The 15382-nt window shown below is 65.6% G+C and carries 17 protein-coding genes; 13 read left to right on the top strand and 4 right to left on the bottom strand.

The window, feature by feature from the left end; translation table 11 throughout:
• Positions 1 to 50: 50 nt before the first annotated feature.
• The 4 genes from GWK61_RS23790 to GWK61_RS23775 form a co-directional block, all read right to left on the bottom strand.
• A complete protein-coding gene (locus GWK61_RS23790) occupies positions 51 to 923 on the bottom strand; it encodes a DUF6602 domain-containing protein (RefSeq protein WP_323747717.1) in 873 nt (290 codons plus the stop codon).
• 485 nt (positions 924 to 1408) lie between these two features.
• Entirely contained in the window at positions 1409 to 1840 is a 432-nt protein-coding gene (locus GWK61_RS23785) for an ATP-binding protein (protein ID WP_194911441.1), read from the bottom strand.
• Between the two features lie 3 nt (positions 1841 to 1843).
• Positions 1844 to 2152: a hypothetical protein gene (locus GWK61_RS23780; protein ID WP_194911439.1), complete on the bottom strand. Its 309-nt coding sequence runs from the start codon at positions 2150 to 2152 to the stop codon at positions 1844 to 1846.
• A 4-nt stretch (positions 2153 to 2156) separates the two neighbouring features.
• Entirely contained in the window at positions 2157 to 2480 is a 324-nt protein-coding gene (locus tag GWK61_RS23775; protein WP_194911438.1) for a recombinase family protein, read from the bottom strand.
• Between the two features lie 229 nt (positions 2481 to 2709).
• On the opposite strand from GWK61_RS23775, the gene GWK61_RS23770 reads away from it, so the two are divergent.
• From GWK61_RS23770 to GWK61_RS61555, 13 genes are all read left to right on the top strand, one after another.
• Positions 2710 to 3876 (top strand): helix-turn-helix domain-containing protein, encoded by a 1167-nt coding sequence (locus tag GWK61_RS23770; RefSeq protein ID WP_194911437.1) that lies wholly within the window; start codon positions 2710 to 2712, stop codon positions 3874 to 3876.
• Between the two features lie 13 nt (positions 3877 to 3889).
• The gene (locus GWK61_RS23765) at positions 3890 to 4618 is read left to right on the top strand and encodes a 5-formyltetrahydrofolate cyclo-ligase (RefSeq protein WP_194911436.1); all 729 of its coding nucleotides are present in this window, start codon (positions 3890 to 3892) and stop codon (positions 4616 to 4618) included.
• Between the two features lie 859 nt (positions 4619 to 5477).
• Positions 5478 to 6257 carry a hypothetical protein gene (locus GWK61_RS23760; protein WP_194911435.1) on the top strand — a complete coding sequence of 260 codons (780 nt, stop codon included), beginning with the start codon at positions 5478 to 5480 and terminating at the stop codon, positions 6255 to 6257.
• A gap of 220 nt (positions 6258 to 6477) precedes the next feature.
• Complete coding sequence (locus GWK61_RS23755; RefSeq protein WP_194911434.1) at positions 6478 to 7038, top strand: SAF domain-containing protein; 561 nt, start codon at positions 6478 to 6480, stop codon at positions 7036 to 7038.
• Positions 7038 to 7763, top strand: coding sequence for a CpaE/TadZ family protein (locus GWK61_RS23750; protein WP_194911433.1), 726 nt, complete (start codon positions 7038 to 7040; stop codon positions 7761 to 7763). The genes GWK61_RS23755 and GWK61_RS23750 overlap by 1 nt, the downstream gene beginning before the upstream one ends.
• Before the next feature lie 5 nt (positions 7764 to 7768).
• Complete coding sequence (locus GWK61_RS23745; protein ID WP_228562838.1) at positions 7769 to 9064, top strand: TadA family conjugal transfer-associated ATPase; 1296 nt, start codon at positions 7769 to 7771, stop codon at positions 9062 to 9064.
• A 338-nt stretch (positions 9065 to 9402) separates the two neighbouring features.
• The gene (locus GWK61_RS23740; RefSeq protein ID WP_194911432.1) at positions 9403 to 9966 is read left to right on the top strand and encodes a type II secretion system F family protein; all 564 of its coding nucleotides are present in this window, start codon (positions 9403 to 9405) and stop codon (positions 9964 to 9966) included.
• The gene (locus tag GWK61_RS59710) at positions 9960 to 10862 is read left to right on the top strand and encodes a type II secretion system F family protein (protein WP_194911430.1); all 903 of its coding nucleotides are present in this window, start codon (positions 9960 to 9962) and stop codon (positions 10860 to 10862) included. Before GWK61_RS23740 ends, GWK61_RS59710 begins: the two co-directional genes overlap by 7 nt.
• Before the next feature lie 43 nt (positions 10863 to 10905).
• Entirely contained in the window at positions 10906 to 11130 is a 225-nt protein-coding gene (locus GWK61_RS23730) for a hypothetical protein (RefSeq protein ID WP_194911428.1), read from the top strand.
• Complete coding sequence (locus tag GWK61_RS23725) at positions 11130 to 11525, top strand: TadE family protein (RefSeq protein ID WP_194911426.1); 396 nt, start codon at positions 11130 to 11132, stop codon at positions 11523 to 11525. The genes GWK61_RS23730 and GWK61_RS23725 overlap by 1 nt, the downstream gene beginning before the upstream one ends.
• Entirely contained in the window at positions 11522 to 11941 is a 420-nt protein-coding gene (locus GWK61_RS23720) for a TadE/TadG family type IV pilus assembly protein (RefSeq protein WP_323747716.1), read from the top strand. Before GWK61_RS23725 ends, GWK61_RS23720 begins: the two co-directional genes overlap by 4 nt.
• Positions 11938 to 12324, top strand: coding sequence for a hypothetical protein (locus tag GWK61_RS23715; RefSeq protein WP_194911424.1), 387 nt, complete (start codon positions 11938 to 11940; stop codon positions 12322 to 12324). The genes GWK61_RS23720 and GWK61_RS23715 overlap by 4 nt, the downstream gene beginning before the upstream one ends.
• The gene (locus tag GWK61_RS61555) at positions 12321 to 15080 is read left to right on the top strand and encodes an AfsR/SARP family transcriptional regulator (protein ID WP_194911423.1); all 2760 of its coding nucleotides are present in this window, start codon (positions 12321 to 12323) and stop codon (positions 15078 to 15080) included. The genes GWK61_RS23715 and GWK61_RS61555 overlap by 4 nt, the downstream gene beginning before the upstream one ends.
• Positions 15081 to 15382 lie beyond the last annotated feature (302 nt).

Below are 15382 nucleotides of genomic sequence, written 5' to 3'. Positions count from 1 at the left end.
CGGGTCGAGCTGCGGGACTCTCTGTGGGTGGCTCGGTTTTTAGGTAGTCGTTAATTTTCTCTAAAAGCAATTTCATTTCTATCCTTGCGGGCTTTAAGCCTGTCGCTCTCCGTTGCGCGTGTGGCGACGGGGGCGTCATCAATTTTTTCTGCAACCCGCAGCCAGCTGTCCCGCTCGTCTAGTCTGTACCTGTCCCATGGGAACTGTTCGCGCCTAGCGGCTTCACGGCTCAAGAAGCTGACCAATTGGAAAAACCATGAACCGAGAGCCCCCTTTTCGTTCGTCGGCGCGTAAACGGTCCCTGTCGAAGGAAGTAGCACTCCGCGATCGAGGACGATCAGTCGATCGAAGTATGCAGTCGGCAGTCCGGCCGCAGCGCAGCATTCGCGGAGTCGTAGCATCTCGTTTGTTGGCCAATTTGACTTAGCTAGATCGGTTGCAAATGCGAAGACGGTCGTAAAGATCCTAGGCAGCCCGTCGTCAGCGGGATGACCGTCGCGTCTTGCTGCGGACCAAGGGGCATCCCACGGGCGTAGCGTGCGCAGCCTATTCATGCCACCAACGGCCTTTTCTATTTCGGTCTTGCTGATTGTCGATTTAATCTCAACCGTTGCCAAAAGCGTTTCGGCTGGAAGTAGGGCGACACCGTCGGTGACGTAAAGCGGGCGGGTGTTAAGGCTGTCGTATATGACGACATCGGTCTGTCCTGAATTATTGCCAGCTGCGTCCATAACCTCCCCGGACGAAATCGCGAACCGAGTAGGAAGCTGATCGCTAAGGAAAGATCGAACTGCTGATTCGCGGGCGCCACCACGGTCACCCATGTGTTTAAAACTCGCCTCCGCCCTGTGGAAGGCAGCCGTCAACTCTGTTTCAGCTGATGCAAGGATCTCTTGGGCTCGTTTGTGTCCAGGTGTTGTCACTACTTGGCGTCCCTCAATATAGATGTGGCCTGTGCCCGCAACGGTGCTCAGTTCGTGCTCGATGGAGATAATACGGCCCTAGCGTGATCATTGCAGGATGGTCAAGTCGCCGTCTTGGTCCGGAACTCTCTTATGCGCGTCTCGGAACTGTTCGGCACGCGGCGTTGGCTGGCCGCACTCTGGAGTGGTGGAACGACGGTTGGAGAAAACGACTTGCATCCGGTCGCCAGGTCAGCGACGTGGGTCCCGATGTACTCGTCAGGAGCGATGACCGCTCGGCCGTGCGCTCGAAGACCGAGCATGATCGGGTAGGGCATGCCCTCAACGGCTGCAGCGTCGTCCTAGCCAGCTACCCAACCGTGTCACTCAACGGATCGACTTGCCAGACCACTTTGTGTTGGCAAGGCGAGTGCAGTAGCTCCGTGCTGGCCGGTCCCGCTCAATCGCTCGGCTTGGCCGAGAGTGACAGCGGTTCTCCAAGTCACTTAGCAGCGGGAGATAAGCCTCGCTCTCGCCGCCGGGTGCGCGGCGCTCTCAGGAATTGGGACTTCGGCCCACACGCCGCGGGCGCGGTAGTCGCCGAAGACGCCCCACCGCAGCGACAGGCTGGCGACCATGGCCAGGCCTCGGCCGGCTTCGTCCTGGTCGTCGTCGACCGCTTGAATCCGCGGCACGTTGAGCCCGCCGGCGTCGTCCACGCGCACGTGCCAGCGATCGGTGAAGACGGAGAGATGCAGCGTGAAGGCGCCGCCGGGGCGACCGCTGGCAGAGTGCCGGATGGCGTTGGTGACGAGTTCTGATGCGACCAGCACCACGTCATCGACCCCGGGATTCTCGCCAAGCCTGCTGCGGACCCACACACGTACTTCGTGGACGCACTCTGCGCTGCCGGAGAGCGTGATGGAGTAGTGGGACACGGCTCACTGCCCTGCGTTCGTTCGAGCACGGATTATGGCTTCGAAACCGTCGCGTTGTCCCTGGGAGACGTGCCGACACCCCCGCCCTCTGGCGCAGCCGTAGACGTCCTGGACGATCGACCAGTTCGGGGCGGAGACTTCGAAGCGCGTACCCGCGCATTCGATATGGCTGTGACCTGCTTTGGCCTGTCGCACAGCCTCGTTGATCGCTTCGGGATCGACGCCGTGGAGACGGAATGTGCCCAGACGTTCGAGGATCTGCCGCTCTGAGCCCCGGAACGCCGCGGACGCGCCTTCGATCTGCTCACTCATGACCTCACCGCCGCTTTCCTTGGACGACCCAGACATGGGCGCCGGTCTCGCTCTGGATGTGCTGACGCATGGCCTCTTGGAGTCCGGGAAGCCGAGCGAAATGCCATAGCGACGGAACGAGTACGTTCCTGGTCTCAGACCTCTTGAGGCGTTCGATCAGACCATCGAACGCCGGGTTCTTCGCTCCCAGGTGTTCGATGAACACGTCTTCGAGCGAGAAGCCCTCCTGCCGCGCGAACGTCTCCAGCTCTGCTGTGACGCGCTCGGTCTCGGCCGGGCAGTCTGCGTCTGTCGCGATCCGCATGTAGCCGTAGATGGGTAACGCCATGGCTGCCCCTTTGTCATCGCTGACGTTGGTCGATCGGGGCCGGGCCGACCTTCTGGGGGATGACGAGTCGTCGGCCCGGCTGCCACCCAGCAAAGCCCCCTGATCAGCGGCGTCCCACAGCGACGATGCCGCACTTCTGAGGCGTTTTTGAGGCATCCTTCGGTTTGACCTGCGACTACGTAATGAAGTGACTACGCTACGGAAGGGGCTGGATGAGTGAGGTGATGAGGTGGCGAGCAGGCGGGTCAAGTTCGCGAAGCGTCGCAAGGCGGCCGGATTCACCCAAGAGCAGCTGGCGCTGCACCTGGGCGTCGAACGTTCGACCGTCGTCCGATGGGAGGCGGCGGAGAACGAACCGCAGGCCTGGCTCCGTCCCAAACTCGCCCGTGCGCTCCGGGTGTCCGCCGACGAGCTCCAAGCCCTCTTGGACGGCATCACGATCGTTCAGAGCGAGCCGGGCGAGCGACTGGCCTATGTTCTACAGCACCCGTCGAGCGTTGATCTGGTAGCCGTGGCGCATCTTCACGAACGTATCCGCCAGCTCGATGAGTCGTACGACAAGTCGCCGTCGACCGCGCTTGTCGGAGTAGCCGGCCATGTCCACGGGCAGATCACGTATCTTCGCCAGAGCGCCACGGGAAGCCGCGTCCGGAAGGCACTCGGCGAGGTCGAAGCCGAATCGGCGACCTTCATGGGTCAGCTGGTGTGGGATGTCAGCCAGCGACGTGATCACGATGGCCCGGTCGAGTACTTCGACCAGGCTGTGAGCGTTGCGCGCCAGGTTCGCGATCCGCTGACCGAGTCCTACGCGGTGCTGCGGAAGAGCTTCGTCGCGCTTTACGGAGAGAAGGACCCCATCAAAGGGCTGACGCTCGCCGACGAGGCCGCAGAGGTGGCGAGCCTGTGCAGTCCCGCACTTACCGGGCTCAGCCTGCTACACGTCGCGGAAGGCAGCGCGATGGCCGGCGACCGTAGGGAGGCTGAGGCCGCTCTTGGGAAGGCTGAAGCCCAGTTCGACCGCGTCACGCCCGACGACACCGTCGCCGACAACTTCAGCCCCAACGAGTTCAACCGGCTCGCCGGGTCCTGCTTCCTCTCCCTGGGCCTGCCCGATCTCGCTGAACCGCTGCTCCGCAGGACGGTGTCAGCGCTCGTGGCGAAGAAGAAGAGTCAATCGATCGCGCTCGGCAACCTGACCCTGAGCCTGATCCGACAAGGAAAACGTGACGAGGCCGAAGCCTCGATGCACCAGACGATCGACGCCGTCGAACTGACCCGCGGCGGTGGCGGGCTGAACATCGTCTTCCAGGCGGGCCGGGAGTTGCGCCCCTGGCGCAGCGAGCCGTCGGTGCAGGAGATCAACGATCGGCTACTTGCGCTGATGGCTGCCATCTAGGTAGTGGTGGACGATGACCGACGTTCTTGGAGCCAAGCAAGCCGTTCGCGAGCGAGTCTGGCGCATGCTCATCGACGCGTCGGCTGTGCCGGCCGACTCCTACGGCAAGATCCCGGGCTTCTACGGCAGCGAACGTACGGCTGAGCGTCTGGCGGAGACGCCGGAGTGGCAAGCGGCGCAGGTGGTCAAAGCCAACCCTGACTGGGCTCAACTGGCTGTCCGAACGCGCGCGCTCGAAGATGGCAAGCTGCTCTACATGGCTGTGCCGAAAATGGCGACGGCTGAGCCGTTCTACCTCCTGGACCCCCAGACGCTCACGGTCTCGGCGCGAGAGGCGGCCGAGAAGAGACAGACTGCACAGCTTGCTCCCCACATCGGTACGGGCGCCATGCGACCCATCGACATGGTCGTCTGCGGCAGCGTCGCTGTGAACCGGTCCGGAGCCCGGATCGGCAAGGGAGCTGGCTACTCGGATCTCGAAGTGGCTCTGCTTACCGAGGCCGGACTGGTGACAGCCGAGACAGTGATTGTGGCGCCCGTTCATGCTCTCCAAGTCATCGACGAACTGATTCCTGAGACCTCGCACGACTTTCGTGTGGACCTGATCGTGACGCCTTACGAAGTGATTCGTAGCGAAGAACCGCGGCGGCCGACTGGCCTCGTGTGGGAGGACCTTCGCGACGATCAAATTGCAGCAATACCAGCACTCTCCTTGCACAGGCATCGGGGCGGCAATCCATAGCCTGGTCACGTCGCGCAGCTGACGGCGTAGTTGCCGGAATCAAAATCTCCCGTCACTCGATCGAGTGATATTGACCCTTCTGTCGCGTCAGTCCTTTACTTCATGGATCGCTCTGGAAAGTCTAGATCTCTGCGAGGTGAGAGCGTATCCGTTGATGGCGGATACAGGAGGTGAAGGAGCGTCCCGGCTTGGTTTCGTCGAGACTCGTCGCGTCCTGTGCAATCGCAATCGCTTCGATGACTGCCGGGTGCTCGGCATCCGGGCCGAAGCCGCCAGTGACGGCGACTCCAACACCTGCCAGTTCGCAGCCATCAACTGTGTCCCCTCCGACGTACCAGGCACGCGATGCTGCCCTGGGCGCCTACACCGGTATGTGGGCCGACGCGGCGGTCGCGGCTCGGACGGCGGATTGGCAGGATTCCGTTCTCACCCACCACGCCACTGACCGGGCCCTGGCCGAGCTTGTAAAGATCTTGTATCGGGAACAGGCTCAGGGTCTGGTCTCCCGCGGTGCTCCGGTCATCCATGCTCAAGTGACTCAAGTCTCGCCAAGCGCCGCGCCCACGGCGGCCATGATCGAGGACTGTGCGGACACCTCGACGGCTCCTGAAATCGATCCGAGAACCGGCCGCCCTCCGGCCGGAGCGGCACCCGGTGGCCGACGCCTGATCCGGGCGCGGGTGGCAGAGTCCGATCTGGTGTGGCGGGTTACTGATCTGGCGATCTTCCCGATTGGCTCATGCTCGTGAGAGGGCTGCCGATTCCCGTCGTCGGTCTGCTTGCCGCAGTGGCAGCACCCTCCGGCTCACCGGCTCCAGCTCCGCCCGCTGCCCACGCGTCAGCAGCTGGCGATTGGGTCGTGGGCGCGGATTGCTCGACGAACCCCGACGCCCCAGAATGCCATTTCAGTATCGACGGCAGGTCCTCGACCAAGTCGGCGAGCATCCCGAAGGCCGGACCGGCGAACGTATCGAACGTGCGCGTCTGCCAGGAAGTACCCGTCTTCATTCCCCTGGTGCAGCGTGTCGTTACGGTCGGCGATCCGTCCGTGCCAGAGCGAATGACGCAGCAGGAGTGCACCGTCAACGGACACCTGGTCGACTCCTCCCTCCTCTTCTCTCCGATCGATCCTGCTGCTCCGACGGTCAGTGCTCAACAACTCGCGCAGCACGCGTATCAGGCCTTGGTGATGCCCCGACCCGACGTCGGGATGAGCCCGAGGGCTGATGTGCCGCAACTGGCGGGCTTGCCGGTGTGGCTGTGGCTGAAGCCTGGTTCGTGGAGTTCGAAGTCGGTGACGCTGACGGTCGGCGGCGTGACAGTGACCGCGACGGCCACGCCACGGCAGGTCGTGTGGTCCATGGGGGATGGGACAACTGAGACTTGCGCTGGTCCCGGCACCCCATTCCCGGAACATCCGACCGGCGATGGGATGGCACTGTCACCGGATTGCGGCCATATCTACCGCCGGACTTCTGCGATGGAGCCCGGCGGAGCGTTCCATGTCACGACGACGATCACGTGGCGGGTGGACTGGACCGGGTTCGGGCCTGGCGGGACGTTCCCCGACGTGGAGTCTTCTACCGGATTCCCGGTGCGGGTGATTGAGGCCGCAGCGCTCGTAACCAACAGCCATTGAAGATCGTTCTCGATCAAGATCACTGAGTTCTGATATCCATTCTCTGGCGTTAGGCGAGTTCATCGTGCGTTCCGTCATTCCTGGCCAGGCCCCGCCCGCAGAGGCGCAGCCTGAAGAGGCATCGCGCCCGAAGACCAAGTCCGTGCGTCGGCTGGGATCGACGCGCCGGGTCCGCCCGGCGTACGTGAAGGCTGGGGCTGGCCTGGTCGCACTGTGTGGCGTGGGTGGCGGTGTACTGCTGTCCTCGATCGACGGCCGGGTTCCGGTGCTGCAGGTCGCCACGCCGGTTCCGGCAGGGCAGAAGGTGGTCGCCGAGGACTTGCGGACCGCAGAGGTTGCCGCTGATTCCGACGTCGGGCTGATCCCGGAGTCTGAGGAGAGCCAGGTCGTCGGGCATATCGCGACTGTTCCGCTGGTAGCTGGGGACCTGATGACCGGGAGCAAGATCGGGACTTCGGCAGTCTTCCCGCCAGTCGGTCAGGCAGTCGCGCCAGCTGAACTGAAGGCGGGCGCGTTCCCTGCGGAGCTGAAGGCCGGCGATCAGGTGGCCGTACAGATCAACGCTCAGGACCAGGTAACCGCTCCGGTCTCTCAAAGACCCGCCGATCCGCTGAAGAACGCGATGACGGCGACGGTCATGTCGGTGAAGGACGCTCAGGAGACCGGCTCGGTCGACGTGTCGTTGCTGACCGATGAGGCCTCGGCAGCCCGAATCGGGCAGGCCGGGAGCAATCCCGTCTCGGTGATCGTGCTGGCTCCCGGCAGCGCGGGTGGTTCCTGATGCTGGTCGCGGTCGCGTCGGTGAAGGGCGCGCCCGGGGTGACGCGGCTGGCGATGACGTTGACGGCGCTATGGCCGCACGGCGCCTCGGCGACGCTTGTCGAGACGGATGCTGTCGGCGGAACGATCGCGGGCCGATTCGGCCTGGCAGCGTCGCCGTCTCTGACGACCCTCGCAGCGGCGATGTTCCCCTCAGTTCAGGGCGTACGCATCGGCGAGCACACACAGCAGCTTCCGTCAGGGCTGCCAGTGGTGGTCGCGCCGACCGATCCCGCCGGTGTGCAGGCGACGGTCGCTGACCTCGCGGCGGCCGGCGGCCTGCTGGAGCAAGTGTCCGCCGATCCCGAAACGGTCGTGGTCCTCGACTGCGGTCGCCTTGATGTGAGGCGCCTGTCTCCCGTTATGACCGTCGCCAATGAGGTCCTGCTGCTGGTGCGTCCGGTGCCGGAGGAGATCGGGCTGTTGGACGTGGCGATCAAGTCTCTCCAGAGGGTCGGAAGCCACGTGCGCCTGGTCTTGCGCGGGGCGGGCTACACCGCTGCGGAGATGAGTCGCACGCTTGGCGTTGAGGTGGCAGGTCGTCTTCCGGAGGCGCCTGACGCGGGTCTGCTCGCCAGGAGCCGCCGGAACGTCTACGCGCGTTCGGTGGAACAGATCGCCCTGGGCATCATCGGCCGCGCTCGGCCATCTACAGCGGCTGTCGCCGAGCCGGAGGTAGCGGCGTGACGGCGATGCTGGACACAGCCATGGTGGCGCGGGTTGGAGACCGTGTCGCCGCCCGCCTGGTTGCCGAATCCGAGCAGGATTCGTGGAACCCGGCGAATCGCCGTGCGGCAGTGAATCGGCTCTGCGTGCAGGAGTTGCAGGCCGAGGTAGCCGCTGCCTTGTCTGCTGGCCTGCCATCGCCGCGACGGGAGGTCACCGACCTGGTGGCTAAGTCGGTCGCCGACCGCCTACTCGGCCTCGGCGGCCTTCAGAGATATCTGGAGCTGCCAGGGGTGGAAGATATCGACGTCCTGGGTCACGACGTCGTATTCGTGAAGTACGCCGGTAAGCGCCGTGAGCGTGGTCAATGGCCGGTCGCCGCGAGCGATGCGGAGTTGATCGAGCTGGTGGGGACGATCGCCGGGAGAAGCGGAATCGAGGAGCGTCGCTTCGACCGAGGCTCCCCGATCCTGTCGATCGGACTTCCAGACGGGTCGCGGATGTCGGCTGTCACGGCGGTCAACAAGCGCCCCAGTGTGACAATCCGAAGACATCTGCACCGCGACATCGACCTCGACGAGCTGGTGAAGCTCGGGACGATCGACGTGGCGCTGCGAGACTTCCTGACCGCTGCGGTTCAGGCTCGATGCAACATCCTGATCGCCGGCGGCATGGGCGCGGGCAAAACCACGATGCTGCGGGCTCTCGCGACTGCCATCGACCCTTGCGAAAAGCTCGTCACGATCGAGGATGCGTTCGAACTCGCCTTGGATGCCGCCCCCGAGCGACATCTGATCGTGGACGCACTTCAGTCCCGCGAGGCCAACGCCGAGGGCAAGGGCCGGCTCAGCGCCGCTGACCTCGTCCGTGCCGGGCTTCGACTGTCGGCCGGCCGTGTGATCGTCGGCGAAGTCCGTGGTGACGAGACCCTGCCGATGCTGCTGGCCATGAGTCAGGGCAACGACGGGTCCTTGTCCACGGTGCACGCGGAATCCGCAGACGCGGCGTTCGATCGCTTGATCACCTACGCACTCCTCGCGCCGGAACGCGCGCCGGCCGAGGCTGTCGCACGGCTCGCGGCGCACGGTATCGACCTGGTGCTCCACGTCGCCGAGCTGGCCGACGGTCGCCGTGTGGTGCGGGAAGTCGCCGAAGTCACCGGGTCTGACGGCGACCGGGTGGTCACTAACAGGCTGTACCAGCCGGGGCCGGACGGTATGGCTGTGCGCGCGACCCCGCCGTCCACCCCGCTCACTGAGCGTCTGGCCACGGTCGGGTACGACCCGTTCGCCGCGCACAAGCAGGAGAGGCAGAGCTGGTGAACGGCACGCAGCTACTCGGCGGGCTCTTCGGCACCGGTATCGCGATCGGACTGCTCACGATCGTCAAGGGTCTGCGATCCGGTGCGGGAGAGCTTCCTGCGGCTCCGTCCCGATGGGCGTCGCTCGCCGCGAGCCTGAGTCCGCGCCGACTCACTGGCCAGAAACCGCGTGTCGCAGCCTGCGTAGCTGGTGCGGCCGGACTGGTGACATGGACCGGTTGGCCAGCGATGGCCGTGATCGGCTTCCTGGCGCTGTGGCACCTGCCGCGTATCCTTGGCCCGGACAGAGTGTCGCGGCACGCGATCGAGCTGTCAGACGCCGTCGCCACGTTCGCCGAGATGCTCCGCGACACGTTGTCGGCTGCGGCCGGACTTCAGCAGGCAGTATTGGCCGCTGCTCCCCTGGCACCAGAGCCTATTACAGCACCCTGTACACGGTTGGCCGAGCAGATCGATTCCGGGACGCCACTGGCGCAAGCCGTCGCGGCCTGGGCCGATCAGGTCGCCGACCGCCACGCTGACGTCGTCGCCGGCTGCCTGATTATCGCCTCCCGCAGACAGTCCGGGAACACCGCGGCGGTACTGAACAACGTCGCCGCCTCCGCCCGCGAACAGGCATCGATTCGGCGCCGTGCCGTCGCCTCCCAAGCGAAGCCGCGCACGTCGGTCCGGGTCACCATCTGTGTGGTGCTGGCGCTGTTCGGCATGTTGATGTTCGGCGATCCGCCATTCATGGCTCCCTACAACACCCTCCACGGACAAGTCGTGCTTGTCGTCGCCTCCGGGGTGTTCGGCGTGGCGCTGCTCTGGATGGACAAGATCCTGCATCCGGATCCGGAACCACGAGTTCTTACGCACCTGGCGACGATCGCGGACTCCAGGCAGGCGGTGGCAGCGTGGTAGCCATCGTGCTCGGGGTCGGGATCGGCACGGGACTATGGCTCCTGCTCGCCGGTTTACGCCCGCCCACCCCGTCGGCGGCCACAGTGCTGGCGCGTCTGTCCACGCCCACGCCCGTTGTCCGGCCCGCTGCCCCATCGCAGGAATCTGCCAGCGGTTGGGCAGCACGAGCAGGCCATCGTTTCGTTCCCCTGCTGGCCAAGTTGGGTCTTCCAAACGCCAAGGCGGGCCGTGACTTGATGGTTCTCGGTCGTAGCGCCGAGGATCTGCTGGCGCAGCAGGCAGCGAGTGGTGCGGCTGGGCTGATCCTCGCGCCGGTGTCAGACCTGTGGTTCAGCGTGCTCGGCCTGCATCCTCCCGGCGCCGTCCTGGCGGTTGGGACCGCAGCCTCCGTCGCGGTGATGTTCTGGATGCCTGTGCTGAGCACGGCCGCCGCAGCCAAGGCCGCGCGCGCTGAGACTCGGGCTGCCTTGACGATGTTCCTAGAGCTGGCCGGAACATCGTTTGCGGCCGGGGGCGGCGTCGAGCAGTCGCTCCACGATGCTGCTGCGATCGGGGACGGGCCGACGTTCACGAAGCTGCGCGCCGCCCTGGCCGAAGCTCAGCTCGCACGCACCCCGATCCCCGCGGTGTTCGCCCGGCTCGCCCACGACTTGGACTCGCCGGACCTGGCGCAGTTGGCTGCCTCGCTGGCGCTGACCGGTTCCGAGGGTGCACGTATCAAGGACGCGCTAACTGCGAAGGCGCAGGTGTTGCGCGCCAGTCAACTCGCCGACGTCCAAGCCGCTGCGGAGGCTTCGACCGAACGCACCGGCGTGCCGATCGGGCTGATGTTCCTCGCCTTCATGATCGCTATCGGTTTCCCATCGGTGATGAAAGTCCTCGCCGGACTCAACTGACCTCGCTTTCTCCCTCCCACCCAGCAAAGGAAGAACACCCGTGATGTCGAAAATGACCGAACTGACCATCCGCGCCTGGAGCCTGCTATCGTGCGGCCAGCGTCCGCGAAGCTTCCGCGAGCTTGCGCGCGACCTGCGGACCGATGACCGCGGCAGCGTGACCACGGAGATCGTCATCGCTATCGCGGTCATTGTTTTCATTGCTGTTGGAGTCGGGGCTCTGCTCACTTCGAAGATCATGGGCAAGGCTGAGAGCATCCACTTCTGATGCACCTGCGGTTACGCAGACCTGGCGGTGATGCCGGCTCCGCCACCGTCCAGATGGTGTTCGCGATGCCGGTGATCGGCCTGATCATCTTCAGTACGTTCGCGTTCGTTCTCTACTTCCATGCTGAGCAGATCGCGCACTTGGCCGCGTCTCGAGGCTTGGAGGCAGCTCGAGTCCAAGGCGGCACCGAGGCGGTGGGCCAGAACGCGGCCGAACGTTACCTGGCCGAGTTCGACAAGAGCACGCTGCACGAGGGGCGTGTGACGGTGCAGCGCGGTGCTAGGGAGGTCCGTGTCGAGGTGAGCGGATACGCCGAGCAGATCGTGCCGTTCCTAGACCTGCCCGTGCACGTCACGGTCACCGCGCCGACCGAGACGATCGGGGACCGAACGTGAGCAGCAGGTGGAGATCCCCGCGATCGGACACCGGATCCAGCATCGTCGAATTGGTGCTCATCGCACCGTTCCTGGTGCTGGTGATGGTGTTCGTCGTGCTCCTCGGACGGCTGGCGATGGCCGACATTGACGTCAACACCGCCGCGCACGCCGCCTCCCGGGCCGCCTCGCTTGCGGCAGATCCTGCTCGGGCTCGTGTCGCCGGCCAGGGCTCAGCCGCGAGCATTCCGGCTGGCGCGGCTTGCAATCGGAGGGATGTGAAGGTCGACACTGCCGCGTTCAAACCCGGCGGGGTGGTCAGGGTCACGATCTCCTGCCAGATCTCGCTGGAGGAGATCACCGGGTTGGTGCCTGGTACCCAGACGTTGACTGCCTCGTCGGTCAGCCCCGTGGACCCGTTCCGGAGCACGCCGTGATCGTGCTGGCAGTTCTTCTTGTTCCGGTCCTGCTCCTCGCTTCCGGGCTGGTTCTCGACGGCGGCGCGGCGCTGTCCACCAAGGACCGGGCTCTGGGCGAGGCGGCCGAAGCTGCCCGAACAGGTGCGGACGCCCTGGACGTGATCGCCTACCGCCAGACCGGACGGGCGGCCCTGGACCCGGTGCGTGCCCGGGCCGCCGCCGAAAAGTACCTCGCGGCGACCGGCGACGGCTACACGGTGACGGCTTCCGGCGATGCCGTGACCGTCACCGTAAGGGCTGACTACCGAACTCAGCTGCTGAACGTCGGCGGCCTAGACGTGATCCACGTCGCTGGCCAGGCGACCGCACACCCTGTCACCTCGGATGCGAGCACACCATGAGAACCCTGACCCGCGCCGTCCGTGGGCTGCTCGCGCTTGCGCTCCTGGTCGCAGTCGTCTGCGGGATCCCGTGGTTCCTCGCTGAATCACTCGGCATCCCCTTCCCCCGACCGCTGCCCACGTCCCTGAACCAGGCGGGCCCGTGGCTGGCCGTATGGCGGATCGACCGGGCGCGCTTCGTCCTGGACCTGCTCGGGATCGTCGGGTGGTGCTACTGGGCGGCGTTCATCCGGCAGCTGGTCGTCCAGGTCCCGGGTGCGCTGGCCGATGCCATCGCGGTCGCACGCCAGACTGCGCCGGCAATTCGTGATCGGCAAGCAGGACCCGCTGCCTCACTGGTGGCCGTGCTGCTGACCGCTCTAGCCGTATCCGTGCTCACGTCCCGGACACCAGCAGTAGCCAAGACTGGCTTCGCGACACCCACCAAGTCCGCCGCCAGTTCCACCGCGCCGGCCATCCCCGCCGAAGCGACTGCCACAGCCACCACATCGACGTACACAGTCGTCGCAGACGACACGTTGTGGGACCTCGCCGCGCGCCACCTCGGTGACGCGGAGCGCTGGCGCGAAATCTACGACGCGAACGACGCCCGAGTCCAGGCCGACGGGCAACGGCTGTCGGACCCCGACCTGATCTTGCCCGGCTGGATTCTGGAACTGCCCGCGTTGAGCGCAGCAGCCGAAGTCCCTGCCGTGCCTCCGATCTCCGCAGCTCCACGGCCGACCGATGTCACTGTGCCTTCTATCGCAGCTCCGCAGCCCAACCGCGCCGGTGCCGAGTCCTCCCGACAGTACTTGCCGAGTTCCCCCGTACGGACCGCTCCCAGCACCAGCGCAGTAGCTGCGAATGCTCTCGTACACGAGGCCGTCGCACGGCCAAAGGCGTACCGCGACCGATCGTTCGTGAACCTCCCCGACGGGGGAGTGGTCGGCATCGGCCTTGCTGGTGCCCTTGCCGCTGCGATCGCGCTGGCTCGTAAACGACGCCGTATCCGCACCACCGCACGCTGGCCGATCCCTATGGACACACCGCAACCGGCGGTCCCCGAGTCGGTCGCCGAGATCGAGCGGGCTCATCTGGCGACGCTGACTCCGCCGGCCCTCGGCTACTTCCAGGACGGCGACCTCGGTCCCGAAGACGATGACCCGTACCTCTCCGGGCTCGACGGTCCTGAACGTGACCGCCCTGACGCCCCGCTACCGAACCAGGCCGTCACCACTCTGGGGACCCGGCCCCAGGCAGGCCTGACCGGGCCGAGCATCCCTGCGTCGTACGCGGAGTTCACCGCGCCGGGCTCTCTGACGTTCGGCACCGACGGTGACCACGAGATCGAACTGACGCTGCGAGACCATGCTGGCCTTGGCCTGAATGGCCCAGGCGCGTTGACCACGGCCCGAGCGCTCCTCGTCGGAATCCTCGCGAACGGTGGACCGCTGGCGAGCCTTGACCACATGCGGGTCCTCATTCCTTCGGCCGATCTCGCGACCTTGCTGGGTGACGAGCACTCATACGGTCCGCGCTTGGAGATCACAACGGACCTGGACGACGCCGTAGACATGCTGGAGGCCGAGTACCAGGACCGGCGCCGCACTGTGGCGGATCTCGGCGTCCGCAACGCAGCGGACGTGCGTCGCTTCTACCCGGAGCAGACGCTGGAGCCGCTCGTCCTGATCGCAACACCCGAGCCAGCCGTCACACCGCGCTTGGCCGCCCTGCTGGACGTCGGCCGGACCGTCGATCTGCACGCGGTCCTTCTCGGGCCGTGGGGCTCGGGGACGACAGCTGAGATCGACGACGATCAACGCTCCCGCAGCGCGGACAAACTGCTCGACGGCTTGCAAGCCTTCGCGCTGTCCGCTTCAGAAGCGCAGGCACTGCTGGCACAGCTGGCTCCCGCTTCGGACACCGGCCAGGACACGGTTACCGACCAGCCAGCCGAACCCCCCGCTCCGCGAGAAGCCGCCATCCCCACGCAGACCACGGCGACCACAGCCGTTCCGCCGGTCCCGCGAGTCCTCGTCAACGTCCTGGGCCCGGTCACCGTCACCGTCGACGGCCACGAAGTCGTGCTGAACAACAAGGAGACGTCGATCCTGACGTTCCTCGCACTGCACCCCGCAGGCATCGCCCGCGACGAGATCATCGCCGCCCTGTGGACCAACCCCGACGGCACCAACAACGGCAGCGCCGAGACCTTCCGCTCCACCGTCTACCACGCCAGAACCCGCATCCGCGCCGCCACCGGCGAGGCCAAGACGATGTACATCACCAACCGCGGCACCCGCTACCTGCTCGACCCTGCCGACATCACCACCGACCTCGCCCGCTTCACCAACCACCTCGACACCGCAAACCGCACCCGCGACGAGCCCGAACGCATCACAGCACTCGAAGCCGCCATCGACAGCTACCGTGGCCACCTCGCCGGCGGCATCCACGCCGACTGGCTCATCGTCGACCGTGAAGCCGAGTCGCGCCGGTTCGGCGACGCCTGCGCCCGCCTTGCCGACCTCACCGCCGACACCCGCCCCGAGTTCGCCCTGCACGTCCTGGAGCGCGCAGTCGCCGACGCCGACTGCAATCAGGAGCTCTACGCCAAGATCATGAAGATCCAAGCGCACCTCGGTCGGCACGCCGAGATGTGGAAGACGCTCCGGCTGTTGGAGGTACGACTCGCCGTGTTCGACGACGAGCCAGACCGCGACCTGTACGAACTCGCGGACCGTCTGACGGGCCAGCGGGCTGAGCGCTTCTGATCGCCAGGCCGGGCTACCTCAAACTGCTGCAAACAGTCGTCGGGTGCGCGGCACGTCTCGCACCTGTCCGACGATTGGACGTCGAATCCGGCCAGCAAACTAGTGGTGCGGATCGCCAGGAGCGCGCACCATGCACGACCGACTTACATACGCCATAGTGCGCCTCACTGAGGTTAGGGCCCACGCAGAAACAACTTCCCTCAGTTCGGGTGTGTCGTGTCGGTGCGCGGTGTCGTGAGGACTGTGTAGTTCCAGTCGGGATGGAAGACATGGCGGTTGAGCAGGGTTTTCTCGAAGGTCTT

Source organism: Catenulispora rubra (assembly GCF_015356825.1).
In the GTDB taxonomy this organism is placed as follows: Bacteria; Actinomycetota; Actinomycetes; order Streptomycetales; family Catenulisporaceae; genus Catenulispora; species Catenulispora rubra.
This window is presented reverse-complemented; position numbering and strand designations above follow the sequence as displayed.

What these genes read in the sequence shown, in the direction of transcription:
- GWK61_RS61555 (WP_194911423.1), top strand. Translation starts at nt 12,321, where the DNA reads ATGAGAACCCTGACCCGCGCCGTCCGTGGGCTGCTCGCGCTTGCGCTC.
- GWK61_RS23725 (WP_194911426.1), top strand. Translation starts at nt 11,130, where the DNA reads ATGCACCTGCGGTTACGCAGACCTGGCGGTGATGCCGGCTCCGCCACC.
- GWK61_RS23730 (WP_194911428.1), top strand. Translation starts at nt 10,906, where the DNA reads ATGTCGAAAATGACCGAACTGACCATCCGCGCCTGGAGCCTGCTATCG.
- GWK61_RS23780 (WP_194911439.1), bottom strand. Translation starts at nt 2,152, where the DNA reads ATGAGTGAGCAGATCGAAGGCGCGTCCGCGGCGTTCCGGGGCTCAGAG.
- GWK61_RS23775 (WP_194911438.1), bottom strand. Translation starts at nt 2,480, where the DNA reads ATGGCGTTACCCATCTACGGCTACATGCGGATCGCGACAGACGCAGAC.
- GWK61_RS23765 (WP_194911436.1), top strand. Translation starts at nt 3,890, where the DNA reads ATGACCGACGTTCTTGGAGCCAAGCAAGCCGTTCGCGAGCGAGTCTGG.
- GWK61_RS23745 (WP_228562838.1), top strand. Translation starts at nt 7,769, where the DNA reads ATGCTGGACACAGCCATGGTGGCGCGGGTTGGAGACCGTGTCGCCGCC.
- GWK61_RS23750 (WP_194911433.1), top strand. Translation starts at nt 7,038, where the DNA reads ATGCTGGTCGCGGTCGCGTCGGTGAAGGGCGCGCCCGGGGTGACGCGG.
- GWK61_RS23740 (WP_194911432.1), top strand. Translation starts at nt 9,403, where the DNA reads ATGCTCCGCGACACGTTGTCGGCTGCGGCCGGACTTCAGCAGGCAGTA.